The sequence below is a fragment of the Microvirga sp. BSC39 genome (assembly GCF_000739015.1).
Classification (GTDB): domain Bacteria; phylum Pseudomonadota; class Alphaproteobacteria; order Rhizobiales; family Beijerinckiaceae; genus Microvirga.
The window spans coordinates 35,866-60,204 of record NZ_JPUG01000066.1 but is presented as its reverse complement, the minus strand read 5'-3'; the positions used below and the strand labels follow the sequence as shown (position 1 = coordinate 60,204).

The 24,339-nt window shown below is 62.2% G+C and carries 27 protein-coding genes; 18 read left to right on the top strand and 9 right to left on the bottom strand.

From position 1 onward, the window contains the following. Nucleotides 1-62 precede the first annotated feature (62 nt). The 7 genes from MA07_RS15570 to MA07_RS15540 all read left to right on the top strand — a co-directional run bounded on the left by MA07_RS15570 (nucleotide 63) and on the right by MA07_RS15540 (nucleotide 7,058). Nucleotides 63-1,661 (top strand): ABC transporter substrate-binding protein, encoded by a 1,599-nt coding sequence (locus MA07_RS15570; RefSeq protein ID WP_036352696.1) that lies wholly within the window; start codon nucleotides 63-65, stop codon nucleotides 1,659-1,661. Between the two features lie 105 nt (nucleotides 1,662-1,766). Further along, nucleotides 1,767-2,747 carry an ABC transporter permease gene (locus MA07_RS15565; RefSeq protein WP_036352693.1) on the top strand — a complete coding sequence of 327 codons (981 nt, stop codon included), beginning with the start codon at nucleotides 1,767-1,769 and terminating at the stop codon, nucleotides 2,745-2,747. A 10-nt stretch (nucleotides 2,748-2,757) separates the two neighbouring features. Next, the gene (locus MA07_RS15560) at nucleotides 2,758-3,714 is read left to right on the top strand and encodes an ABC transporter permease (protein WP_036352690.1); all 957 of its coding nucleotides are present in this window, start codon (nucleotides 2,758-2,760) and stop codon (nucleotides 3,712-3,714) included. Beyond that, nucleotides 3,711-4,133, top strand: coding sequence for a hypothetical protein (locus MA07_RS15555; protein WP_152568884.1), 423 nt, complete (start codon nucleotides 3,711-3,713; stop codon nucleotides 4,131-4,133). Before MA07_RS15560 ends, MA07_RS15555 begins: the two co-directional genes overlap by 4 nt. Next, nucleotides 4,133-5,125, top strand: a complete 993-nt coding sequence (locus MA07_RS15550) for an ABC transporter ATP-binding protein (protein WP_036352682.1) — start codon at nucleotides 4,133-4,135, stop codon at nucleotides 5,123-5,125. Before MA07_RS15555 ends, MA07_RS15550 begins: the two co-directional genes overlap by 1 nt. Beyond that, on the top strand, nucleotides 5,122-6,126 hold the full coding sequence (locus tag MA07_RS15545) for an oligopeptide/dipeptide ABC transporter ATP-binding protein (RefSeq protein WP_036352679.1): 1,005 nt from the start codon (nucleotides 5,122-5,124) through the stop codon (nucleotides 6,124-6,126). Before MA07_RS15550 ends, MA07_RS15545 begins: the two co-directional genes overlap by 4 nt. A gap of 494 nt (nucleotides 6,127-6,620) precedes the next feature. Next, complete coding sequence (locus tag MA07_RS15540; RefSeq protein ID WP_036352675.1) at nucleotides 6,621-7,058, top strand: hypothetical protein; 438 nt, start codon at nucleotides 6,621-6,623, stop codon at nucleotides 7,056-7,058. A 120-nt stretch (nucleotides 7,059-7,178) separates the two neighbouring features. Here MA07_RS15540 and MA07_RS15535 read toward each other — a convergent pair whose 3' ends face one another. Both MA07_RS15535 and MA07_RS15530 read right to left on the bottom strand, forming a co-directional pair. Further along, the gene (locus tag MA07_RS15535) at nucleotides 7,179-9,455 is read right to left on the bottom strand and encodes a CDC48 family AAA ATPase (RefSeq protein ID WP_036352673.1); all 2,277 of its coding nucleotides are present in this window, start codon (nucleotides 9,453-9,455) and stop codon (nucleotides 7,179-7,181) included. A 171-nt stretch (nucleotides 9,456-9,626) separates the two neighbouring features. Then, complete coding sequence (locus MA07_RS15530) at nucleotides 9,627-10,142, bottom strand: hypothetical protein (RefSeq protein WP_036352670.1); 516 nt, start codon at nucleotides 10,140-10,142, stop codon at nucleotides 9,627-9,629. Between the two features lie 192 nt (nucleotides 10,143-10,334). Here MA07_RS15530 and MA07_RS15525 point away from each other — a divergent pair, with 192 nt between their 5' ends. Next, the gene (locus MA07_RS15525; protein ID WP_052003209.1) at nucleotides 10,335-11,033 is read left to right on the top strand and encodes an extensin family protein; all 699 of its coding nucleotides are present in this window, start codon (nucleotides 10,335-10,337) and stop codon (nucleotides 11,031-11,033) included. A 63-nt stretch (nucleotides 11,034-11,096) separates the two neighbouring features. Beyond that, entirely contained in the window at nucleotides 11,097-12,086 is a 990-nt protein-coding gene (locus tag MA07_RS15520) for a L,D-transpeptidase (RefSeq protein WP_036352664.1), read from the top strand. A gap of 25 nt (nucleotides 12,087-12,111) precedes the next feature. Here the strand turns inward: MA07_RS15520 and MA07_RS15515 are convergent, their stop codons facing one another. Continuing rightward, nucleotides 12,112-12,387: a hypothetical protein gene (locus tag MA07_RS15515; protein WP_036352662.1), complete on the bottom strand. Its 276-nt coding sequence runs from the start codon at nucleotides 12,385-12,387 to the stop codon at nucleotides 12,112-12,114. Nucleotides 12,388-12,560: 173 nt separating this feature from the next. Further along, complete coding sequence (locus MA07_RS15510) at nucleotides 12,561-12,974, bottom strand: BA14K family protein (RefSeq protein WP_052003208.1); 414 nt, start codon at nucleotides 12,972-12,974, stop codon at nucleotides 12,561-12,563. Nucleotides 12,975-13,275: 301 nt separating this feature from the next. Here MA07_RS15510 and MA07_RS15505 point away from each other — a divergent pair, with 301 nt between their 5' ends. The 6 genes from MA07_RS15505 to MA07_RS30915 all read left to right on the top strand — a co-directional run bounded on the left by MA07_RS15505 (nucleotide 13,276) and on the right by MA07_RS30915 (nucleotide 17,802). After that, nucleotides 13,276-13,770 carry a hypothetical protein gene (locus MA07_RS15505; protein WP_036352660.1) on the top strand — a complete coding sequence of 165 codons (495 nt, stop codon included), beginning with the start codon at nucleotides 13,276-13,278 and terminating at the stop codon, nucleotides 13,768-13,770. Between the two features lie 35 nt (nucleotides 13,771-13,805). Continuing rightward, a complete protein-coding gene (locus MA07_RS27870) occupies nucleotides 13,806-15,500 on the top strand; it encodes a histidine kinase dimerization/phospho-acceptor domain-containing protein (protein WP_160195444.1) in 1,695 nt (564 codons plus the stop codon). 30 nt (nucleotides 15,501-15,530) lie between these two features. Beyond that, a complete protein-coding gene (locus MA07_RS27865) occupies nucleotides 15,531-15,917 on the top strand; it encodes an ATP-binding protein (RefSeq protein ID WP_052003205.1) in 387 nt (128 codons plus the stop codon). A gap of 13 nt (nucleotides 15,918-15,930) precedes the next feature. Beyond that, nucleotides 15,931-16,974 (top strand): response regulator, encoded by a 1,044-nt coding sequence (locus tag MA07_RS15495; RefSeq protein ID WP_160195443.1) that lies wholly within the window; start codon nucleotides 15,931-15,933, stop codon nucleotides 16,972-16,974. A gap of 163 nt (nucleotides 16,975-17,137) precedes the next feature. After that, a complete protein-coding gene (locus MA07_RS15490; RefSeq protein ID WP_152568883.1) occupies nucleotides 17,138-17,503 on the top strand; it encodes a hypothetical protein in 366 nt (121 codons plus the stop codon). A gap of 104 nt (nucleotides 17,504-17,607) precedes the next feature. Then, on the top strand, nucleotides 17,608-17,802 hold the full coding sequence (locus tag MA07_RS30915) for a hypothetical protein (RefSeq protein ID WP_081928992.1): 195 nt from the start codon (nucleotides 17,608-17,610) through the stop codon (nucleotides 17,800-17,802). A gap of 3 nt (nucleotides 17,803-17,805) precedes the next feature. Here MA07_RS30915 and MA07_RS15485 read toward each other — a convergent pair whose 3' ends face one another. Further along, nucleotides 17,806-18,015 (bottom strand): DUF2842 domain-containing protein, encoded by a 210-nt coding sequence (locus MA07_RS15485; RefSeq protein ID WP_036352654.1) that lies wholly within the window; start codon nucleotides 18,013-18,015, stop codon nucleotides 17,806-17,808. Between the two features lie 158 nt (nucleotides 18,016-18,173). Between MA07_RS15485 and MA07_RS15480 the strand changes: the two genes are divergently transcribed. Continuing rightward, nucleotides 18,174-19,211, top strand: a complete 1,038-nt coding sequence (locus tag MA07_RS15480) for a COX15/CtaA family protein (RefSeq protein WP_036352774.1) — start codon at nucleotides 18,174-18,176, stop codon at nucleotides 19,209-19,211. 52 nt (nucleotides 19,212-19,263) lie between these two features. Here the strand turns inward: MA07_RS15480 and MA07_RS15475 are convergent, their stop codons facing one another. Further along, nucleotides 19,264-19,674 (bottom strand): DUF1236 domain-containing protein, encoded by a 411-nt coding sequence (locus tag MA07_RS15475; protein WP_036352651.1) that lies wholly within the window; start codon nucleotides 19,672-19,674, stop codon nucleotides 19,264-19,266. A gap of 475 nt (nucleotides 19,675-20,149) precedes the next feature. Here MA07_RS15475 and MA07_RS15470 point away from each other — a divergent pair, with 475 nt between their 5' ends. After that, a complete protein-coding gene (locus MA07_RS15470) occupies nucleotides 20,150-20,824 on the top strand; it encodes a ParA family protein (protein WP_036352648.1) in 675 nt (224 codons plus the stop codon). Between the two features lie 188 nt (nucleotides 20,825-21,012). Here MA07_RS15470 and MA07_RS15465 read toward each other — a convergent pair whose 3' ends face one another. Continuing rightward, nucleotides 21,013-22,296: an O-acetylhomoserine aminocarboxypropyltransferase gene (locus MA07_RS15465; protein WP_036352646.1), complete on the bottom strand. Its 1,284-nt coding sequence runs from the start codon at nucleotides 22,294-22,296 to the stop codon at nucleotides 21,013-21,015. A 98-nt stretch (nucleotides 22,297-22,394) separates the two neighbouring features. Further along, on the bottom strand, nucleotides 22,395-22,919 hold the full coding sequence (locus MA07_RS15460) for a CoA-binding protein (protein WP_036352771.1): 525 nt from the start codon (nucleotides 22,917-22,919) through the stop codon (nucleotides 22,395-22,397). A 51-nt stretch (nucleotides 22,920-22,970) separates the two neighbouring features. Here MA07_RS15460 and MA07_RS15455 point away from each other — a divergent pair, with 51 nt between their 5' ends. Beyond that, nucleotides 22,971-23,408: a PaaI family thioesterase gene (locus MA07_RS15455; RefSeq protein WP_036352643.1), complete on the top strand. Its 438-nt coding sequence runs from the start codon at nucleotides 22,971-22,973 to the stop codon at nucleotides 23,406-23,408. A gap of 14 nt (nucleotides 23,409-23,422) precedes the next feature. On the opposite strand, the gene MA07_RS15450 is transcribed toward MA07_RS15455, so the two are convergent. Then, nucleotides 23,423-24,049, bottom strand: a complete 627-nt coding sequence (locus MA07_RS15450) for a glutathione S-transferase family protein (protein ID WP_036352641.1) — start codon at nucleotides 24,047-24,049, stop codon at nucleotides 23,423-23,425. Between the last annotated feature and the right edge of the window lie 290 nt (nucleotides 24,050-24,339).

Genomic DNA, 24,339 nt, shown 5'->3' with positions numbered 1-24,339 from the left:
GAGCTTCCAACAAGAAGAACACCGCGCGAAGACGCGGGGCTTCCAGAGGAGAAAGAGACACGATGACCAGACGTACGAAATTTCTTGCCGCCACGGTTGCCGTGCTGATGACCGGCGCTGCTCTGCCGGCTATGGCCGTGACCCTGCGCTATGCCAACCAGGGCGACCTGAAGTCGCTCGACCCCTATACCCTCAACGAGACCACCACGATCGCCCATCATGGCCATGTCTATGAAGGTCTGACCAAGCGCGACAAGGATCTGTCCATCATCCCGGGTCTCGCCGAACGCTGGGAGATCAGTGAAGACGGCATGACCTGGCGCCTCTTCCTGCGCAAGAACGTGAAGTTCCACAACGGAAATCCGTTCAATGCCGATGACGTGATCTTCTCGGCCACCCGCGTTCGCGCCCAGGGCTCGAACTTCCAGACCCGCGTGCCGAGCGGCTCGGAATGGGTGAAGGTCGACGACCACACGGTCGACGTGAAGCTCAAGTCGCCCAACCCGATCATGAATGCCCAGTGGGATACCTGGTACATCATGGACAAGGAGTGGTCGGAGGCGAACAACAGCGTTCAGCCGACGCCCGCTGCCGCAACAACGCCGAGCTATGCCTCGCTGAATGCCAATGGCACCGGCCCGTTCAAGATCGAAAGCCACCAGCCCGGCGTGAAGACCGTCTTCAAGCCGCACAAGGAATGGTGGGGCAAGGTCGAGCATAACCTCGACGAGATCGTCTTCACCCCGATCGCATCCGACGCCACCCGCGTGGCTGCGCTGCTCTCGGGCGAGGTGGACGTGGTTGAGCCGGTTCCGCTGCAGGACGTTCAGCGCGTCAACAGCAGCGCCAACGCGAAGGTGCAGGCGGGCCCCGAGCTGCGCACCATCTTCCTGGGCTTCGACCAGACCCGCGATGAGCTTCTGTTCTCGAACGTGAAGGGCAAGAACCCCTTCAAGGACAAGCGCGTGCGCGAGGCCTTCTATAAGGCCATCGACATCGAGACCATCAAGTCTCGCGTCATGCGCGGCATGGCGACACCGTCGGCCCTGATGATTGCGCCTCAGATCTTCGCGCTCTCGAAGGACTTCGAGCGCCCGAAGTATGACGTCGAGGCTGCCAAGAAGCTCCTGGCCGACGCGGGTTATCCGAACGGCTTCGAGGTCGGCATGGACTGCCCGAATGACCGCTACGTCAATGACGAGGCGATCTGCCAGGCAGTCGTCGGCATGCTGGCTCGCGCCGGCGTCAAGGTGAACCTGATGGCCCAGCCCAAGGCGCAATACTTCGCCAAGGTGCTGAAGTCCGGCAACTACAACACGTCGTTCTACCTGCTGGGTTGGACGCCGGGCACCTTCGACAGCCACAACGTGCTGTTCGACATCCAGGGCTGCCGCGACAACGCGCAATCCTCGCGCGGCGAGTCGAACCTCGGCAACTACTGCAACAAGCAGCACGACGAGCTGACCGACAAGATCCTGGTCGAGAGCAACAAAGAGAAGCGCGACCAGATGATCAAGGAGGCCTACAAGATCTCGACCGAAGACTACTCCTACATTCCGCTGCACCAGCAGGCTCTCGCCTGGGGCGTCTCCAACAAGGTGACGTTGACCCAGCGCGCCGACAACCAGGTGCTGCTCTACTGGGCCCAGAAGAAGGAATAGTCCGCGCCTGATCGCATGTCCCGGGCAGCCTGCTGCCCGGGACAATTCATTCGAAGGCCCCGGACGAGCAATTTCGCCCGAGGCGCAGCGATCAAGAGATTGTGCATGTTTGCTTTTGTCATCCGCCGAGCCCTCCAGGCCATTGGCGTTCTCCTGGCCGTCGGCATCATTTCGTTTGCGATGTTCCGCTTCGCCGGCGACCCGGTGAACCAGATCGTCTCCCTCGACACCCCCGCGGCGGAGCGGGAACAGGTCCGCCAGTCTCTGGGCCTTGACGATCCGGTTCCGGTGCAGTTCGCCCGCTATCTTGGCAGGGCCGTTCAGGGCGAATTCGGCGTGTCCTACCAGTTCCGGCAGCCGGTTTCCGATCTCCTGGCCGAGCGAATGCCGGCCACCCTGGAGCTGGCCTTCTGCGCAACCCTCTTCGCCATCGGATTCGGCGTGCTGATGGGCGTCTATTCAGGCCTGAAGCGGGACAGCTTCCTGGCCAAGGTGTTCCAGACGATTTCGCTGATCGGCATCTCGCTGCCCACCTTCCTGATCGGCATTCTGCTGATCTATCTGTTTTCCGTCATCCTCGGCTGGCTGCCGTCCTTCGGACGCGGCGACACGGTTCGCCTCGGCTGGTGGTCCACGGGGCTTCTCACCACCTCGGGCTTGAAGGCCCTGATCATGCCGTCGATCACGCTCGGCCTGTTCCAGATGACGCTGATCATGCGCATCGTCCGGGCCGAGATGCTGGAGGTGCTGCGCACCGACTACATCAAGTTCGCGCGGGCGAGGGGTCTCACCACCCGGGCCATTCATTTCGGACATGCACTCAAGAACACCTTGGTGCCGGTCATCACCATCGTAGGGCTGCAGTTCGGCTCGGTCATCGCGTTCGCAATCATCACGGAAACCGTGTTCCAGTGGCCCGGCATGGGGCTCCTGTTCGTGCAGGCGGTGCAGAACGTCGATATTCCGATCATGGCGGCCTACCTGATGCTGGTGGCGCTCATCTTCGTCCTGATCAACCTCGCCGTCGACATCCTCTACACGATCGTCGATCCCCGCCTGAGAACGTCCATCCGGCAGCCGGCCTGAGGAGGGAACCATGGCAGACGCAATTCAGGCGGCGCCCACGCCGCATTCCCCGCCCACCACATGGGCCGGCCGCTTCCTCGACAGCGACATCTGGGCAAGCTTCAAGCGCTCCAAGCTCACGATGGTGGCCGCCTTCCTGACGGCTCTCTTCATGGCTTGCGCCGTCCTGGCGGGATTGCTGTCGCCGCAGGATCCGTTCGATCCTGCCCAGCTTGAGCTGATGAACAGCCGGCTTCCGCCGATCTGGGATGCGGAAGGGCAGATGCCCTTCGTGCTGGGTACCGACGAGCAGGGCCGCGACATCTTCTCCGCCATTCTTTACGGACTGCGCATCTCGCTCGCGGTCGGCATCCTCGGCGTGGCCTTTTCAGCCACTCTCGGGATCACCCTGGGCCTCATTGCCGGCTATGTGGGCGGCACGACCGATGCCGTCATCATGCGCATTGCCGATGTACAGCTGACCTTCCCGGCCATTCTGATCGCCCTTCTGGTGGACGGTGTGGTGAAAGCCGTCCTCGGCGGTCAGCTCGATGAGGTGACGACCCTCTCCGTGCTGGTCTTCTCCATCGGCCTGAGCTTCTGGGTGCAGTATGCCCGAACCGTGCGCGGATCGGTGATGGTGGAGAAGAACAAGGACTACATTGCCGCGGCGCGTCTCATCGGCCTGCCGACCCCGGTGATCATGTTCCGGCACGTCCTGCCCAACGTCCTGGGTCCGGTGCTGGTCATCGCCACCATCAATCTGGCACTCGCCGTCATCACCGAGGCGACCCTGTCGTTCCTCGGCACCGGCATGCCCGAGACCATGCCGTCGCTCGGAACGCTCATCCGCATCGGCAACAACTATCTGTTCTCCGGCGAGTGGTGGATCGTGGCCTTCCCGGGCATCGCGCTCGCCGTGCTCGTGCTCGCCATCAACCTGCTAGGCGATTGGCTGCGCGATGCACTTAATCCGAAGCTGCGATGATGAAACGCAGAGTCACAAAATTGTTGGCTGCTATCATGGTTGCAGCACCGGCTCAGGGAGCGTTTGCTCAGAGCGCCAATACAGCCTGTGTATGGAGTATTACCCGAATGGTGCAGCTGTTTGAGGAGCTATGCCATCCAGATGAACGCAACGACTACCGGGCAACTCTAGACGAGAGCGTTCTGGCGCTTCATGCGAGAACTAAAGAGCTTGGGACTGTTCCTGATATCGACCGCGTTTCGAACGATATAAAAGGGCTTCTAGAAGGCGGCTTGGCCAAAGATCCAGCCTTTTGTCAGCAAGGTCATATATTCAATATGGCTCAGGCGATGAGAGGCAGAGGCATTGAGTGGATCAAGCAAGATACAGTTAAGACTCTGGCGGTGCCCCGCGAGAGGCAAGTGAACGGGTGCCTTTGATGACTCAGCCTGTCCTCTCCGTCCGTGATCTGCGCGTCGAATTCGTCACGCGCCGCGGCATCCTCAAGGCCATCGACGGCATTTCCTTCGACATCGGCAAGGGCGAGGTGCTTGGCGTCGTCGGCGAGTCCGGTGCCGGCAAGTCGGTGACGGGCTCCGCCGTCATCGGCCTCATCGACCCGCCCGGCCGCATCGCCGGCGGCGAGGTCCTGCTGTCGGGCATGCGCATCGACAACCTGCCGCCCGACGAGATGCGGCGGGTGCGCGGCAAGCGCATCGGCATGATCTTCCAGGATCCTCTGACAAGCCTGAACCCGCTCTATCGGGTCAGCGAACAGCTCGTCGAGACCATCCGAACCCACACGAACCTCTCGGCCAGCGCGGCGCGCAAACGTGCTATCGATCTTCTCGCGGAAGTCGGTATCCCGGCGCCCGAGAGGCGAATCGACAGCTATCCGCACGAGTTCTCCGGCGGCATGCGCCAGCGCGTGGTGATCGCGCTCGCCCTGTGCGCCGAGCCGGAGCTCATCATCGCCGACGAACCGACGACGGCTCTGGATGTCTCCGTGCAGGCGCAGATCATCTCGCTCCTGAAGCGCCTCGGGCGCGAGCACGGCACGGCCATCATGCTGGTCACGCACGACATGGGCGTGATCGCCGAGACCGCCGACCGCGTGGCCGTGATGTATGCGGGCCGCATCGCCGAGATCGGTCCCGTGCGGGACGTGGTGCAGAACCCGCTTCATCCTTATGCCAAGGGGCTCATGGGAGCGATCCCGTCGCTCGAGAGCGAGACGGACCGGCTCGTGCAGATTCCGGGCTCGATGCCGCGCCTCTCGGCCATTCCGCCCGGCTGCCCGTTCAATCCGCGCTGCCCTTATGTGTTCGACCGCTGCCGGGTTGAGCGGCCGGAACCGATCCAGCACAGCGAGCACCGGGTTGCCTGCCATCTCTATGATGAATCTTCCGCCCGATCGGAGGCCGTCGCGTGACCGAGCGTTCCTATGTCGAAGTCAAAGACCTGCGTCGTGAGTTCGACGTCTCCAAGCCCTGGCTCAACCGGGTGCTTGAAGGCGGCGAGAAGCAGTACCTCAAGGCGGTCGACGGCGTCTCCTTCTCCATTGCCAAGGGCGAGACCTTCGCGCTCGTCGGCGAGTCCGGCTCGGGCAAGTCGACGGTCGCGCGCATGGTGGTGGGATTGCTGCCGCCGACAAACGGCGAGGTGGTGATCGACGGCGTCTCCATGTCGAGCAGGGCTGCTCTGGCCGAGCGCCAGCGCCTGCGGCGGCGCATCCAGATGATCTTCCAGGACCCCTATGCCAGCCTCAATCCCCGCTGGCAGGTGGACCGCATCGTCGCCGAGCCGATCCGAGCCTTCCGGCTGATCGAGCGGGAGAAGGAGATCGAGGCGCGGGTGGGCGAGCTGCTGACGCTGGTTGGGCTTCATCCGGCTGACGGCAAGAAGTATCCGCACGAGTTCTCCGGCGGCCAGCGCCAGCGCGTCGCCATTGCGCGTGCGCTTGCGTCGAATGCGGAGTTCATCGTCTGCGACGAGCCGACATCCGCACTCGACGTATCCGTGCAGGCGCAGATCCTGAATCTCATGCGCGACCTGCAGGATCGCCTCGGCCTGACCTACCTGCTCATCAGCCACAACCTTGCCGTTGTGCGCCATATGGCGAGCCGGATCGGCGTGATGTATCTCGGCCGCATCGTCGAGATCTCCAACGGGCGCGAGCTCTTCGCGCAGCCGAAGCATCCGTATACCCGAATGCTGCTGGATGCGGTGCCGGATGTAGGTATGACCGGGCGCCAGCGCATTCCAGTGAGCGGCGAGATCCCGAACCCGATCAGCCCGCCGACTGGCTGCACCTTCAACCCGCGCTGCCCCTTTGCCAACGAGCGCTGCCGGGCTGAAATTCCGCCGCTCCTCGGAGGCGTCGCCTGCCACGCCATCCATGAAGGGCGCTTGGCGGTGGATGCTGCAGCATAGAGCGGAAGCGCAGTCCAAGCTCTCGAGAGCCGAGCAGGGGCGGCAGGATCGTCCTCCTGATCGGCCTTGTAGGCGTCGCGAGTGGACATTGTCTGGCTTCGAGGAGCGGAGCGCGTGAGGCGCGGTAAGAGCAAGGGCGTGCTCACGCGGGAGCATGCGGGTTGCGCCATTCCCGTGCGCGATCTGCTACCGACAATTGCGATAGCGCGGGAATAAAGCTCTGCTTTTTGGCTATATACGTAGATTTCGATTAGCGCAGTTTAGAATGACTAAATATTACGAAGACAATGCTGTGCTGACATGTACAGGTTCAACCGCTGATGTGACTACGATATATGGTCTATAGGCTTAGCAATACCCAACTTGGCCTTATACTCCCTGCTCATCACAACTCTGTGGGCATCTATTACTCTCGGAAACCATTCGGCCCGAGCGCGTTAAGCCTGTGTTCTTATGGCGAGAAGCCATGCCTAAACCAAGCACAGGAGACTTCTATGAAGAGGATCGCACTCATTGCTGGCGCCGGCCTGATGGCCCTTTCCGGGATTGGCACTGCCGTCGCACAGCCGGCTTCCGGAACGCCGAACTCTCCGTTCCCCTACGCGGCTCCGCATGAGATCCGCTGGATCAACGGCGTGCCGTGCCGCACCGTCTACGACCAAACTTCGAAGTCTCGAATTCCGGTGGCCTGCGCCGGTCCGGTGGCAGGCGTTTCGGCTGCTCCCATGGCCATGGGCACTGACGTCATCGCGACGGGCAGCATCGCTCCCGCCCCGGTTGGCCCTATGATGGGCGCTCCTGTGTCGGGCACCCCGGCTTCGCCGTTCCCCTATGCGGCTCCGCACGAGATCCGCACGGTGAATGGCGTGCCCTGCCGCACGGTTCTGGATCCGGTCTCCAACACCCGTGTTCCAGTGGCTTGCGTCCGGTAAGTCTTGCATCTTCTTAGAAAGAGGCGCGGACCTTCGGGTCCGCGCCTTTTCTTTGCCTGCCTTACAAGAGAAGTGGCTCACGAGCACAATCTCATGAGCCATTCTTTCTCTGAACCCGGTCTACTCGGCAGCCTGCCTGAAGGGCAGGAAACCGATGGGTTGGCGCTGCGGTCCCGTCTGCTTGAGGGTGCCGACTAGTTCCTCATATTCGCGCTCCATTTCAGGCGTGACGGAGGGGCGGGTTTCGCGCAGGGATTGCTCGAAATGCGCCATGGTCACGCTCTGCGCTTGAAGCGACTCCCGCAATGCGAGGAGGCCGGCCCGGCGGGTCAGGTCTTCGAGATCGGCTCCCGTATATCGCTCGGTCCGTTCGGCAATCGTATCCAGATCGACGTCGGGCCCGAGCGGCATCGTCTTGGTGTGGATGCCGAGAATATGGCGCCGGCCCTTGGCATCGGGAACCGGCACATAGATCAGCTCGTCGAAGCGGCCGGGCCGCAGCAGGGCAGGGTCGATGAGATTGGGCCTGTTCGTCGCCGCCAGCACGACGACGCCTTGCAGTTCCTCGAGGCCGTCCATCTCGGCCAGAATCGTGTTGACCACCCGCTCGGTAACGGCGGGCTCGCCGAGCCCGCCGCCGCGAACGGGAGCAAGGGAGTCGATCTCGTCGATGAAGATGACCGTCGGGGCAACTTGGCGGGCGCGGGCAAAGAGCCGCGACACCTGCTGCTCGGACTCGCCGTACCATTTCGACAGGAGGTCGGAGGATTTCGTCGCGACGAAATTGGCCTGGGCCTCACGGGCGACCGCTTTCGCCAGCAGGGTCTTGCCGGTTCCAGGCGGGCCGAAGAGCAGGAAGCCCTTGGCGGGTCGGATCCCGAGACGGCGGAATGATTCCGGGCTCTTGAGGGGAAGTTCGACACCCTCACGCAGACGTGTCCGGGCCTCTTCGACGCCCCCGATATCGTCCCAGGTGACGTTGGGCACCTGGATCATGATCTCGCGCAGGGCGGACGGCTGGACGCGCTTCATCGCGTTCAGGAAATCCTGCCGGTTGACCTGAAGGCTCTCCAGCACGTTGGACGGGATGCCGTCCCGCAGATTGATGCCGGGCAGAATGCGCCTCAGCGAATCCATCGCCGCCTCGCGGGAGAGCGCCGCCAGATCGGCCCCGACGAAGCCGTAAGTCGTGCGGGCGACCTCCGCGAGATCGACATCCTCAGCCAAGGGCATGCCGCGGGTGTGAATGCCCAGGATCTCACGGCGGCCCGGCTCGTCCGGAACCCCGATGACGATTTCGCGGTCGAACCGGCCCGGGCGTCGTAGGGCCTCGTCGATGGCCTCGCGCCGGTTCGTGGCGCCGATCACCACGATGTTCTGGCGCGGCTCCAATCCGTCCATGAGGGTGAGAAGCTGCGCCACGATACGCCGCTCGACCTCGCCGGTCACTTCCTCGCGTTTGGGCGCGATACTGTCGATCTCGTCGATGAAGATGATTGCCGGTACATTCTGCTGCGCTTCCTGAAACACCTGCCGCAGCCGCTGCTCCGACTCGCCGTAATGACGGCCCATGATTTCGGGGCCGGCGATATGGTAAAACTGCGCCTCGGTCTCGTTCGCGACGGCCCGCGCCAGCCGGGTCTTGCCGGTGCCGGGCGGGCCGTAGAGCAGCACGCCCTTCGGCGGGTCGATGCCGAGGCGCTGGAACAGTTCGGGATGTCGGAGCGGCAGCTCCACCATCTCGCGGAGCTGATCGACCGTGTTGCCGAGGCCGCCGATATCGTCATAGGTGACGTCGGCGCGGCGGGCTTCCCGTGGCTCCTCGAATTGCGGGCGGAGCTCGATCTCGGTTTCCGCCGTCACATGCACGATGCCGCGCGGTAGAGTGGTGACGACGACGAGGCGGATCTCCTGCAGGCCGTAGGCCGGGATGTTGAGCATGCCGCGCAACTCCTCCGGCAGGCGCGGATCCGCCGATCGCTGCGAGTACACGGAGGTCGAGATCACGTCGCCGGCCGTGAGGGGACGCTGATAGAAGGTGCGCTTCAGCGCATCGCCGGACCCCTGCAGGCGCAGGCCCTTCTGGGCCGGCGCCAGCACGACGCGGGTTGCAGGGCGGACATCGGCTCGCTTCACCTCCACATGATCGCCGCTGCCGACACCCGCGTTCACGCGTTGCAGACCGTCGAGGCGCACGATGTTGAGGCCCTCATCCTCGGCATAGGGCGTGACCGCAATGGCAGTGGTATGGCGCTTTCCGATGATCTCGATGGCTTGGCCTTCCTGAACGCCGATTTCCGCCAGGGCCTGCCGGCTCATGCGCGCGATGCCACGCCCGGAATCGTCCGGTCGGGCATTCGCGACCTGGAGCCGTACATTCTGCCCGTCCTCTGCCATGGCTGTCGTCCCATCGTTCGAGTGGTCGCTCATGCGATGGCAGATGCAGGGAAGGGGCCAGGAGCTCAGCTCTTCCGAGTGCCATGCGGTGGGGGCTTCGCTGGCACGTCGGGCAGCGATGCCGGAGGGCAAACGCGAGATGCGTGGAAATGTTGCAGATTCCCCGGGGGCTCAGGACTGGGATGAAACATCCCTGGCAGGAGACCAGAGCCTTTGGAGCGACACTTCGATCTCGTCCTCTGCAGGTGCCGGGCTGTGCATCAGCCTGGCGACCGGCATGAAGGGAGCGATGATCGGGAGCTTCGGGAGCTCGCTGGCTTCGCCTTGTGCCGCTGCCTCTTTCGAGGGAGGATCGATCAGTTCCCAGCTGTCGAAGAGATCCATGGTCGAATGACCGGGCAGGTCGGGACCGAGATAGGGAACGATCTCGATCCAGGGGCGGCCGTGAGGCCGCGGGGTGATCTTCGTCACGCGCCCGAAGAAATTCGTCAGAGGACAGCGGACGAAGTCGCCGGGTGCGGGCAGGCGGGTCTTTTCCCGCTCGAGCTCGGTCTCGGCTTCCTGAAGTTCCGCCTGAAGTCGGGCAATGCGCGCCTCAAGTTCTGCGACACGTTTCGTGCAGGAGCTTTCATGCTCCTGGGTCAATACCGAGACCATCGCCAGACTCTTGTCCGAACCGGTATTCATCCCTGGGGACGCCCTCATGCTGGGACCTCGAATCCTCATAGGATTTTGGTGCGTCCCGTCAGGAGAACAAGGCGCGCAGAAGGCTGAGCGGGAACTCAAGCTCGGCGCATGAGGGTTATAGGAGTGAGAGGCGAAAAGATCGGAGTTGCGATGAACCTTCGGGGCCGCAGGGCAAGGCGAATGAGCGCCAGCATGGTTGTGCTGCTGATGCTGACGTCGGCCGCCTGGGCGCAGGCACCGACAGCGCCGCTGCCGCCACCGCGTCCCGACCGGCCGGAGATGCCCGAACCCGAGCCCGGCTCTGACGGCCCGCCCTCAACCGAGGTGCCTGCCGAAAAGACGGCCGACGAGAACAGCGCCCATGGCGCCTGTCTCGAGAGGCTTTCCAAGCTGGGATTGCGCTTCGAGAAGCGGCCTCCCGTGCAGGAGGGACGGTGCAGCATCGAGAACCCCGTTCTCCTGTCGTCTCTGTCCAACGGCATCGAGGTTGCCCCCGCGTCGCTCATGGCGTGTCCGGTGGCCGAGAGCCTCGCGCGCTGGATGAGCGAGGTGGTTGCTCCCGAGGCAGAGCGTCAGTTCCAGAGCGCCCCGACGAAGGTTCTTATCGGAACATCCTATCAATGCCGGGACCAGCGCAACGGGGCCAAGCTCAGCGAGCATGCTCTCGGCAATGGAGTCGACATCATGGGATTTGAGTTTGCAAAGCGCTCTCCGCTGACGATCGCCGCACAGTCCGAAAACTCGCCGGAAGCGACTTTTCAGTCTGCGATCCAGAAGGCTGCCTGTCCCATCTTCAATACGGTGCTCGGCCCCGGATCCGACGCTGCTCACGGTGATCACCTCCACCTCGATCTGCGCGAGCGCAAGGGAGACTATCGGATCTGCCAGTAGATCGCGGGAACAGGGAGGGCGATCCGGGCTTTGTCGTTCATGACATCGTCGGTGGAGTCTCCCATGAAGTTGACTGCTTATGCTGCTCTCGGATTTCTGAGCGTCCTTGGACCTGCTCTGGCTGCGCCTCAGGGGCTGAATCTGGAAGCGGTGAACGGTGCCGAATGGGCGCCCAAGAGCGACAAGGGCAAGGAGATCGATCCGGCTCTGGTCAAAGCTCAAGTCCTGCTCGACCGGGCGCGATTCTCGCCCGGCGTCATCGACGGACACAACGGCGAGAACCTTCAGAACGCGCTCAAGATCTTCCAGAAGACCAATGAGCTCAAACCGGACGGAGCGCTCGACGAAGAGGTGTGGAGAAAGCTCACCGAAACATCCGCTGAGCCGGTGCTGAGCGAATACACCATCACCGACAACGACGTGAAAGGCCCCTTCGTCAAAATCCCCGACAAGATGGAGGAGCAGGCAGAACTCGACCGGCTTGGCTATTCGAGCCCGGAGGAGTTGCTGGCTGAGAAGTTCCATATGGACCTGGACCTGCTCAAGGCCCTGAACCCCGACAAATCCTTCGACAAGGCGGGGACGATCATCATTGTGGCCAATGTGGATGCGAAACCCGATCCCGGGAAGCCGAAGGAGAAGGTGGCCAAGATCGAAATCGTCAAGAGCGAGCGTATCCTGCGCGTCCTATCCAAGGATGGTGCCGTGATGGCGGTCTACCCGGCTTCCATCGGCAGCGAGGAGAAGCCTGCTCCCAAAGGGTCCCATACGGTTCGAGCCGTCGCACCGAACCCGAACTACACCTACAACCCGGATTACGCCTTCAAAGGGGTGAAGGCGAAGGAGAAGTTCGAGATCAAGCCGGGACCGAACAACCCCGTGGGAAGCACCTGGATCGACCTCTCCATCGAGTCGTTCGGCATCCACGGCACGCCCGAGCCGGAGAAGGTCGGTAAAGCCTACTCCCACGGCTGTGTGCGGCTGACCAACTGGGATGTTCAGGAATTGGCCGCGATGGTCGAGAAGGGCACTCCGGTGGAGTTCATCGACTAGGCTAGCGTCTTGAGGCGCCGGGCCATCAATCGTCGTTGGCGGAGTTCAGCTGGTCCGGCTTCATCCCTTCGTCCACCTCGGCATCATGAGCCTGGACGAGCCATTCCAACTGCTCCTGAACGAAGTCGGGATCGCTGTGAAAGCGCATGGCGCAGGCCACGAGAAAAATCGCAATCTCCGGCAGGTCGCTGTCGCCCATATCCGGAAGGATCAGCTCGAGATCCGTCATGTTGCCGGAAGTCAGGATAGCGGCTTCGGTGGGAGGAATGACTGTTCCGCCGTTGTCAGAATCTTGAGCCATGGAGCTGTTCTTGAGCCTTCTGTTTCGGTGTTGGGCATCTTGCCGGCCTTGCGTCTTGTTCTAAGGCATATCCCCGCGAGTTAAAGGCCCACGGATAAGAGGCGGGCGACATAAGCAGAAGCCCTGCGGCAGGGGACTGCCGCAGGGCTTGAGAAGAGACGTCTTGCTGAGAATTACGGGTAGGTGCAGACGTATCGCATTCCGTTCGTCGCAAGGAAGGTTCCGGTTGCGGGGTCATAGGAGCGGTACTTGCGGGCGCAGTAGGCCGCGACCTGCGGATCGACCACGCCGGGAGGCTGCGGCGCGGCCGGCTGAGCCTGAGCTTGGCTGGCGATCGCGCCGGCGATCAGGGCGCCAGCAGCAAGGCCGGCAACGCCCGCCGCAACGGCAGCGCCATTGTCGCGGCGGTAGTAGTACCGGTCACGATAGTATGGGCGGTACCCACGACGATAGTATTGAGCATAGCCCTCGTTCGGGTAGGCTTGCTCGACTCGGGGCAGGGGGCGTGTCTGAACGGGGGTTGCGCTGGCCGGGATGACCGGGGCAAACATGGCCACACCCAGCAAGGCTGTCATGAACTTGCGCATTTTTATCTCCTGTTGGGCCGATAGGCCGACAGCAATCCTTTGGCGATCCGATTGCAGTATAACTCTTGCGGCCAAGCTTGCCAACCTTAACAGGTAGGTTGCCGATGAGGACTCGGCCGGGCGGCCCAGAAAACGGCGAAAGCGCAGCCGGATCTCGAAGCAAACATAAACATATAAAATGACTATTTGGTACGAAAATTTATGAATACTTGGGTCTAAGTTGTTTAATAATTGATGTTTACCTATAAATTATTCATCACAGGGCCGTTTTCATTGAGATCCTGCTTGATATCTTTTCTCCATGTGGCTTCTGTCTTTTTCAATAGCCATGGGCATTGGCGGCCTGTCTTACGCGACGGAGCCGCTGCCGCTGCCCAAGGGGCCTGTCGTCTTGACCGTATCCGGCAAGATCGAGCGGACCAATAGCAACGGCGCCGCGCTGTTCGATATGGAAATGCTGGAGGCGCTCGGCAGGCCATCGTTTGCGACACGATGGGAGCTGTCCGAGGTGCCCCAGCTGTTCGAGAGGATTCCGCTTCGCGCATTGCTGGAAAGGGTAGGAGGCCGCGGAAAGAGCCTGAGAGCATCTGCCCTGAACAACTATGTCTCGGTCATTCCCATCGAGGATCTTGGATTCGGGCCGTTACTCGCCATCAAGGTGGACGGCCGCGTGCTGACGATCCGCGACAAGGGACCTTTGTGGATCGCTTATCCGAGAGACCACCACAAAGTTCTGCAGGACGCCAGATATGATGCCCGCTGGGTCTGGCAGCTCAACAAGCTTCACATCGAATAGCCATGCGGTTCAGCTTGCATCGCTATAAGACTGCATTGGTCACGCTTCTCGCGACTGCAAGCCTCGTCGTGTGTCTCGGCTTCACCGTCGCGCGGCTCTTCGAGATGGAGCATGAATTTCGCAATGATGGGTCCGTTTCGACGGTTTGGTACGTAACCCAGGCTCAGTTCGAGGCAGCCGTCCTGGCGGAGAACCTGGGCCGAGCCGCCGCGAATGGGAGCTTCAGCGCACCGGAGCAGCAGCCGGGCTTTAGAACCAGCATTCTGATCAGCCGCCTGTCGGTTCTGCTGGAGGGACGCCAAGGCAAGCTGATGGAGGACATTGGTATCGCAGGCGACCTCAAGGGCGCCTACCTTCAGCTCACAATAGCCGAGCCGCTCCTGCAGAACGGGATCGACCCTCAGGCCGCGGTGCTTCTGCGCGAGCAGATGATGCAGCTCGCCTACAGGCTCAGGGACGCCGCCAATCAGATGGTCGCGCTCAGCCATGATCAGGTTGCTTTGAAGCGCTCCAGCTATCTGCAGGTGATCTTCGAAGGCTTCGCCTTCCTCATGGGAATTGTTCTGAGCGCCGCCTTCCTTCTGATACGCCTCTTCAAGGGCGTTCAGGAGGCAAGTCAGGCCAAGCAGCTGCTCAAGCAGGAGCAGGAGTTGTCCGACCTGGTGATCAACAACATCAGCAACCAGGGCATCATCATGTTCGACGGTCAGCTTCGGTGCCTGCTCTGGAACCCAGGCATGGAGGATCTGCTGAACATCAAGCCGGACCAGGCAATCGGACAGCGGATGGAGAATCTGGACCGCCTGTTCGGCAGGACCGAGATCGTCGAGGTCCTCACCAATGCCACCGAAGGCGCGAGCTCGGTCCTGGAGCACGAGGCGGTGACTTCGGAAGGTCATGAGCGCTGTTTGGAGATCAACAGCTTCCCCATCCTCATGGCGGAGCGCAAGCTTGGAATTGCCTTTATCCGGGATGTGACGGAGCAGTGGCTTGCACGCAAGCAGGCTGAGCGGCAGAACTTCGATCTTGAGATCAAGGTTCTCCAGAGAACCCCAGCCCTGCGCCAGGCCGAGCGCCGCCTGATCGCAGCGATCAATTCGGCTTCCGAGGGTTTTGCGGCTTTCGATTGGACGGGAAAGCTCCTCTTCGCCAATGAGCAGATCTGGGCGGCGGCTCCCGTGTCGCTCTGGTGCAACGAGGACATGAGCCTGCCCGTGTTCCTGCGCTGCTTCGCCATGTGCGAGGGAGCCGATCTTCGCCTCGTGAAAGCCCAGGTGCCCTTCGAGGAAATCGAGTACGATCTCCTGGTGAAGAAGGACACCTGGCAACGGCTCTCCCTCACGAAGGCCGACGGAGCCACGATCTTTGTCCGCTTGACCGATATCAGCGCCTATAAGCAGGCCGCCAAGGCCCTCGAATCGGCCCTGGAGCGCGAGCGCGAGACGACGAATGCCTATCGCACCTTCGTGTCGATGGTATCCCACCAGTTCCGGACGCCGCTCGCCATCCTCGACTCGAGCGCGCAACGCATCCTGCGGCGCGGTTCGGCTCTCACCCAGGACGAGCTCGTCACCCGGGTCCAGAAGATCCGCAACGCGGGAACGAGGCTGACCCGCCTGGTGGACAGCGTGCTGAATGCGGCCAAGCTCGATGCCGGAACGATCGAACTGAACCCCGCCTCGTATGATCTCACCCATCTCGTCATGGATATCTGTGAGCGGCAGAGGTAGGTCAGTTCCCAAGCCGACATCCGCTTCGACGTGCCGGACGTTCCCGTCCGGGTGTATTGCGACGGCATGTTGATCGAGCAGGTGGTGGTGAACCTTCTGTCCAACGCCATCAAGTATTCCGGGACCTCGCCCGTCGTCGAGATCAAGATTTGGATGGACGGCTCGCGTGCCTATTGTTCCGTTCGGGATTGGGGCATTGGAATTCCGGCGGGCGAACTGCCGAAGATCTTCGAGCGCTTCTATCGCGCCAGCACAGCCTCGGGAATCGCCGGTACCGGCATCGGCCTGAACTTTGCCCAGAGGATCATGCACCTCCATGGAGGCGAGATCCAAGTTGAGAGCTACGAGGCGGCAGGTTCCCTGTTCACCTTCGACCTACCCATCGCCAATGCTGATCAAGCGCAGCAGGCTGCATGAGTGACTAATGATCATGACAACACAAAAAACAATCCTCTGCGTAGAAGATGAAAATGATCTCCGGAGCGACATCGCCGAGGAGCTGGAGGCTGCCAATTATCGCGTGCTCCAGGCCGCGAATGGCAGCGAGGCGCTGGCGCTTCTCGAGAGGCATCGCCCGGATCTGGTCCTCTGTGACATCACCATGCCGGGTCTTGGCGGCTATGATGTTCTCAAAGCCCTGCGCGAGCAGGGAAACATGGTGGACGTTCCCTTCATCTTCCTCACGGCGCTGGCCGAGCGCAACGATGTCCTGACCGGAAAACAGGCCGGCGCGGACGACTACCTGGTGAAGCCCATCGATTACGAGATTCTGCTCGCAACTGTTGCAGCCCGTCTCGATCAGGTCGCGCGCGCGCAGACGAGTGCCGTTCACCGTGCGGAAGAATCTTGGCAAGAAATCCTCAAAGCCTCTCAAGGGCGCACCGTGGATGCCCTCTATAAGGCGACATTCGCCTTCGACCGCTTTCTTGTGGGCGTCGTGATCGTCGACGAGGCCGGAGCGGTTCGGGTGATGAACAAGGAGGCGCAGCGCATCCTCGCCGAAGAGGATGGCCTGGGTGCCGCGCAGGGCATCCTGAAAGGCTCCGTAGCCAAGCAGAACAGCAAGCTCTATTCGGCGATCGAGAAGGCCTTCGAAGAGGAAACGCTCGACGAGATCATCTCTTTCCCGCGCCTTTCGGGCGGTCGGCCCTACCTCGTCCCGATCCCCGGCCAGCGCTTCTCGCCCGAGGAGCGACCAGAGGCCGTGGTGCTGCTCGTGATCGACACGGAGCAGCGCGCCAAGGTTTCCGGCGACACGCTGGTCCGCCTGTACAACCTGACGCCGTCCGAAACACGGGTCGCGCTGATGCTGATCGATGGCAAACGTCTGGACCAGATTGCAGAGGAGCTCGAGGTGGCTCAGACCACCGTCGTCTTCCATCTCAAGAACCTGTTCCGCAAGACGTATACCAACCGTCAGGCGGATCTGGTGCGTGTGCTCCTGTCCGTGCCGTTGCGGACCGCGGCAGACTGAATCTGCCGCGCATCCCCGTTAAGAGCTTGCTCACCATTCCGGCAAGATCGGCGAAAACCCAGGCTTTGCCACAATCTGTTCAGCTTTCGGAGAGGTTTCGAACAGTATATCTCATGACATGAAGAGGGAGACATGGGGCCTCCCTTCTGTCGGGGTGTTGATCATGAGGATCTTCCGTCTTGTTTCCGGCACGGCCGCTGCTCTGGCGCTGGTCTCCGGCCTGGCTGTCGCCGAGCCGGCTGCAGCCCGGGATCGCCTGTCGCCTGGTGCAGCTGTGGCTCTCGGCGCACTGGGTGGTCTTGCCGTTGGTGCGGCTGTCGGCGCTGCTGTGGCTCAGCCTCAGCCGCCCGTCGTCTACCGGGCGCCGCCTCCGCCGCCGCCGGTCTATGTGGAAGAGCGTCGGGAGCCGGTCTACTACGAGCGTCCGATCCGCGAGCGGGTCTATGTGGAGCAGTGCACCACCGAGCGCTACCGGGAGTGGGTTCCGGGCTGGGGCTGGGAGCACCGCAGCCGCAGAGTCTGCCACTGATTTATGCGATCAGGCCCGCCTCCGAGCGGGCCTTTTCTTTGGAACGGTGGAGAACCGGGGTTTTGCTGCCGCGTTGATCGGATGAGAACCATGTGAGATTTGCCATGACCAGCACACCGAAAGATCAGGCCGGTTCCGACCAGACGAAGCTGAACCCCGGTGATCAGGCTGAACCTGGCACTCCCGGCACTGGTGAGAACGTGTGCCCGGAATGTAAGGGCAGCGGCCGCGTCGGTGCGACGGCGTGTCAAACCTGCGGTGGCACCGGTACGATTATCGAAGGGGTCGGCGGCGCTTGAGCGCTAAGGTTTGTCAGGCTTCGCCATCCACCGGATGAGCGGCATGAGCGGGACGATCCAAATCAGGCCGAGGACGATATACGCCAGGGTTTGAATGAGCTTCGGCGCTTCGGAAATCCTGCCTTCGGCAACGGCCATGGCGAAGAGCGCATAGCAGAAGATGAACGCCAGCATCACCACCGTGCCGATCAGCTTGCGCGCGCGCGTACCCATGGCCGAAACCCTCAACTTCGTGAAACCTCATCCCGACGGTGCGTCACCGGCATGAATTGCCTCCAGGAGGCGTAGCCTCTATGTGACGTCCATATCCTGGGTTCAAGCCCTAATCGATGATGAGAGTGAGCATGGCTGTCGCAGCCTCCACCGAAGGCATGCCGCTGGCGCGCGTGCCCCAAACCCGATCTCTGTCTGCGGTCCGCACCTGGATCTACACCCTCGCGGCGCTGGTGGTGCTGATGGTCGCCGTCGGCGGCGCCACGCGCCTGACCGGTTCAGGTCTCTCGATCACCGAGTGGCGGCCGGTCACAGGCGCCATCCCGCCGCTTACGGAGCAGGCTTGGCTGGTGGAGTTCGAGAAATACAGGCAGATCTCCCAGTATGAGCTCGTGAACAAGGGCATGACCCTGTCCGAGTTCAAGTTCATCTATGGCTGGGAATGGGGTCACCGGCAGCTCGGGCGCCTCATCGGCCTCGCGTTCTTCCTGCCGCTGGTCTGGTTCTGGGCGAGGGGTGTGATCAAAGGCAGGCTTGCCCTGACCCTCCTGGGTATCGGCGCTCTCGGTGGACTGCAGGGCGCCATCGGCTGGATCATGGTGGCCTCGGGCCTCGAGCCCGGCATGACCGCTGTGGCTCCCATCAAGCTTGCCCTGCACCTGACGGTCGCCAGCATCATCCTGGCCTGCCTGGTCTGGGTCGCGGCCGGTCTGAAGGAGCGCTCCGCTGCAGGGGAGGTGCCCGCAGGTTACGCGCCGCGCATCCTCATGGGACTGATCCTATTCCAGATTGCGCTCGGCGGCCTTGTCGCCGGCTCGAAAGCTGGGTTGACCTACAACACCTGGCCGCTGATGGACGGCGCCCTTGTCCCACCGGCGTCAGCCCTGTTCTCTGTCTCGCCCTGGATCGAGAACTTCGTCGACAACGTGGTGCTGGTTCAGTTCAACCACCGCTTGGCCGCCTATGCCATCGTGGCCTTTGCCCTGTGGCATGCCTGGACATTGCGGCGGACAGCTCCGAACTCGAAGACGGCCGGGCGGGCCACTGCCATGGCGGGTCTGACCCTCGCCCAGATGGTGCTCGGCATCGTGACCCTGCTGCTCGTGGTGCCCCTCTGGGCCGGCCTTGCGCATCAGGTCTTCGCGATGGCGGTTCTCGCCATGGCTGTGGTTCATGCGCGCGTGAGCGCCGTCTGATACGGAAAAGGGCGGCCTTTCGGCCGCCCTGATGCTTCAACCGCTGTGGTGATTAGCGGATGACCTGGACGATGCGGCGGGTGCTGGGCTCGACCAGAACCGGCGTGTCGTTCACGACCGTGTAGCGGTAGTTGCTGACGCCGTACTGCTGCGGAACCTCATAATACTCCACGCCGGAAGCCGGGAGCGTCGCACCGACGCGAACCTCTTCCTGGTAGCGGTAGGACGGAACGCCCTGGGTCACAACGTACTGGCGGAACTGCGGCTGCTGCTGCTCGGCGAGGCCGCCCACGATGGCACCCGTCACGCCGCCGATGGCTGCGCCGACCGGACCGCCAACAATGGCGCCGCCAACGGCACCCGTAGTCGCGCCGGCCGCAGCACCACCGCCCGACTGAGCGAAAGCGCCAACCGGAGCAAGAGCCACGAGAAGGGCGCCTGCAAACAAGATCTTCTTCGACATGTGTCAGCTCCTAACTGGTGAAGTCTGGAGCTTAACGGCTAAGCAGAAAGGTGGTTCCGAGCTCGGCAAGCATGTGCCAGCACGAATTGTGAATAAGTCGTGCGATCTTCCTGCCTGACCGTGCCGAGCTGCACTCAATGCTTGAGGACCATGCTCCCTCGGCAAACATGATGCCGCGAAACCTGACGGTTCCTGAGGGTTTTCAGTTGTCGCGGGCGTGATCCGGTCTCATCGCGGCGACTATCGGAGGGCTCCGACTCAAGGACGGCACATGGGCTGCCGAGCTTCTGGCAGCCCCGCTCCAGCCGCCGGAACGTAGAATCTGAGCCGCCTCGACCAAGGAATTGTGAAAATCACCGTGGGAACAGAGCCGGAATTAGGAAATCAGGTCTTGCTCTGCTACAGGTGAACAATATTAAGATGGTCTTAACCCTCAAGCGCAGTGCTGCAGGAACAGGCTGATAAGGAGTCAGGCATGAACGTGCTGGTCTTTGCTTCGCGGAAAGGCGGCTCGGGTAAGAGCACGCTCGCTGCTCATCTCGCGAGTTATATCGCCAACCCTTCACGCCCCACATTGCTGATCGACAACGACCCGCAGGGGTCCTTGTCCTTGTGGCACAAGATCCGAAACCAGGAATACCTTGGCCTCAAGCACAATGTCCGCAACATTGCGGATGCCATCCGGGACGCCAAGCGCGAAGGTTACGAGTGGGTTCTCGTCGATACGCCGCCGAACAAGTCCTCGATCGTCGCCGAGGCGATCAAGCAGGCAACCCTCGTGATCATTCCGACCAGGGCGAGCCTGTTCGACATCGCGGCGCTGCAGGACACGGTCGCCATCGCCCGCGAGAACCGCAAGCCCTACGCGGCCGTGATCAACGCCGCGCCGGCCAAGCACGGTGATAACGAGGCGGCCGTCGTGGCTGATGCGCGTGGAGCCCTGAACGCGCTCCAGGTTCCTGTCTGGGCAGGCCAGATCACGCACCGTCCCGAACTGACGCTCTCGCTGGCAACGGGCGAGGGCGCCCGGGAATACGATGCCGGCTCTCAGGGGGCGGACGAGATCGGCCGCCTCTGGACGGCACTCGAGCGGTCGCTCAACGCCATCCACAACACCTACAAGAAGGCGGGTTCCTCCCGCGCGGCCTAGCGCCGAGCTTCATGGCATGGAAAAGGGCGGCTCAAGCCGCCCTTTTTGCTCTTGGATCGCCTGAATTTTTTCGCCATCACCGGCCTTGTGCCGGTGATCTCGATTGGAAAGGCGCGGCACTCTTCAAAGCGAGATGGCCGGGACGAGCCCGGCCATGACAAGGTGAGTGGTAGAGTGCAGGGCGCGGCTTACGCCGCATCCAGGGCCTGGTTCAGATCGTCAATCAGGTCCTGCGTGTCCTCGAGGCCGATGGACAGGCGCACCACCTCCGGGCCAGCACCCGCCTGGGTTTTCTGCTCGTCCGTGAGCTGGCGGTGCGTGGTCGAGGCCGGGTGGATCACCAGGGACCGGGTGTCGCCGATATTGGCCAGGTGCGAGAACAGCTTGAGGTTCGACACCAGCTTCACGCCGGCCTCATAGCCGCCCTTCAGGCCGAAGGTGAACACCGCTCCGGCGCCCTTGGGGCAGTATTCCTGTGCGAGGTTATGGTAGCGGTCCGAGCGCAGGCCGGGGTAGCTCACCCACGAGATCTTGCTGTGGCCCTGCAGATGCTCGGCGACGGCAAGCGCATTGTCCGAGTGGCGCTGCATGCGCAGGGGCAGGGTCTCGATGCCGTTGAGGATCAGGAAGGCATTGAAGGGCGAGAGCGCCGGTCCGAGATCGCGCAGGCCGAGCACGCGACACGCAATCGCGAAGCCGAAATTCCCAAAAGTCTCGCCCAGCACCATGCCGGCATATTCCGGCCGCGGCTTGGAGAGCATCGGGTAGCGGTCGTCGCCGGCGAAGTTGAACGTGCCGCCATCCACGATGACGCCACCCACGGAGTTGCCATGGCCGCCGAGGAACTTGGTCGCCGAATGCACGATGATGTCGGCCCCGTGCTCGAACGGGCGGATCAGGTAGGGGGACGCCATCGTGTTGTCGACGATGAATGGGATGCGGTGCTTCTTGGCGATGGCCGCGATGGCCTTGAGATCCACGATCACGCCGCCCGGATTGGCGATGGACTCGACGAAGATCGCCTTGGTTTTAGGCGTAATGGCGGCCTCGAAGGAGGACGGATCGTCCGAATCGGCCCAGACCACATTCCAGCCGAAGTTCTTGTAGGCGTGGTTGAACTGATTGATCGAGCCGCCATAGAGCTTCTTGGCTGCGATGAACTCGTCGCCGGGCTGGAGCAGGGTGTGGAAGGTCAGGAACTCGGCCGCGTGGCCAGACGCGACCGCCAGAGCCGCCGTGCCGCCTTCCAGTGCCGCGACGCGCTCCTCGAGAACCGCGCAGGTCGGGTTGCCGATGCGGGAATAGATGTTGCCGAAGGCCTGAAGCCCGAAGAGGGAGGCGGCATGATCCACGTCGTCGAAGACGAAGGAGGTCGTCTGATAGATCGGCGTGGCCCTCGCGCCAGTGGCTGCATCGGGGGCCGCTCCGGCATGGATGGCGAGCGTGTTGAAACCTGGCAGACGGTCGGACATGGCAGCGGCCTCTTCCTCTCAAGAACGACGTTCTGTTCTCTATAAAGAACGAAACGTTCTTCCGGTCAAGGCGGCGGACGCGAGGCTGCCGCTCCGGCTTACGGTCGATTGAGGCTGAGTTTCTGGAAGCCCTTCCCCGACAGGACCGGCTTCTTCGCACTGATCATCCGCGAGTTGACGCCCTGCCAGGAGATCTCGCCTGAGAGGCGGCCGAACTCGATCTTGGGGCAGCGGTCCATGACCACCTGCAGGCCCTTCGCTTCGGCCTTGGCGGCCGCCTCGTCGTTGCGCACGGAAAGCTGCATCCAGAGAACCTTCGGCAGCGGGTCGAGCGACAGCGCCTCGTCCGCGATGGGCCCGGCGGCCTCGGAGTTGCGGAACACCTCGACCATGTCGATCGGCACGGGCACGTCCTTCAGGGAGGCGTAGACCGTCTTGCCCAGAAGCTCGGTGCCGGCCAGCCCCGGATTAATCGGAATCACGTCGTAGCCCCGCTCCAGCAGGTACTTGGTGACGATCCAGCTCGGGCGCGCCGGGTTCTGCGAGGCGCCGACCAGCGCGATGGTCTTCACGCTGTTGAGGATGCCGCGGATGTAATCGTTCGGATAATTGTCGTGATTCATGAAGGGAACGTATGGGATAGGGCAGGGCAGTTCAATGAGCATCGCACATTCATGGCATCGCACCATCCCATCATGACCCGAGACGAACTCGCGGCCTTTCTCGACCGTGAGTTCCCCCAGATCCACATGGGCGGGCAGACCTACTTCGTGGACGAGGTCGGGCCTCTCTCGGCCCGGATGCGGATGACCTATCACGAGCGCCATATCCGGCCGGGAGGGACGATCTCGGGGCCGGCCATGATGACCCTGGCGGATCTTGCCTTCTACGTGGCGATTCTCGCCCATATCGGCCCGGTGGCCCTCGCCGTCACCACGAGCCTCAACTTCAACTTCCTGAGAAAGCCCGAGCAGCGCGACCTCATTGCCGATTGTCGCCTGCTGAAGCTGGGCAAGCGGTTGGCGGTGGGCGAGGTGTCGATCTTCTCCGAAGGCAGCGCCGACGTGGTCTGCCATGCGACCGGGACATATTCGATTCCGGACCGCCGCTGAAGCAAAAAACCGGTTTAAGCCTTCGGCGGCAGGAGTGCGTCGTCGATCGCGCGGGCTTTGAGAGAGGCCGGACGGTTGCCGATGCGGTTCCAGTACGCCTCGAAGGCTGGCCGCTTCTCGATCGATCCAGACATCATGCCCCAGCCGATCTGCGAGCCCACATAGACGTCGGCGGCGCTGAACTGATCCCCGGCGATGTATTCGGACTGGGATACCGCATATTCCAGCGCGTTCAGAACGTCCTCGATGGAGCCGTAGCCGACCATGCCCTGACGCTCGGACGGCACCTCGAAGCCCAGCGACTTGTTGCTCACGGCCGCCTCCACCGGACCGGCAGCGAAGAACATCCAGCGGTAATAGGTGCCCCGGCGGGGATCGCCCGGAGGCGGCGCCAGCCTAGCATTGGGGAAGGCATCGGCCAAGTAGGCGCAGATCGCCGCCGCCTCGGTGACGACCGTCCCCTCGTGGAGGATGGCCGGCACCTTGCCCATCGGGTTGATGGAGCGGTACCCGGAGGCTTTCATGTCCGGCCCGAAACCCAGAATCTCGGTGCGGTAGGCGCAGCCTGTTTCCTCCAGCATCCAACGCACGATGCGGCCGCGCGACATGGGATTCGTGAAGAAGATCAGTGCATCAGCCATGGAGAGCCCCTTGTTATTGGTATAGGCTCATTGTGCCTCAGAGTTACGGCCAAGCATAGTCTTTGCCGAAATGCCGCGACTAGATGCGGTGCTAAGATACCACATATGTGGTGTTTTAATACCATATAAGCACAAGTATATGTTTTCTTTGATATTTCTGGCGAGGCAGGGCTGCCCATTTCCGGTTGACTTGCTTGTCTGAAAACACTAAACAGCCCTCACTAGCCGCCGCACTTCGTGGCGGTTTGTCGTTTTCAGAACCTGAGCCCCAGGGCTCCAACGGGATACAG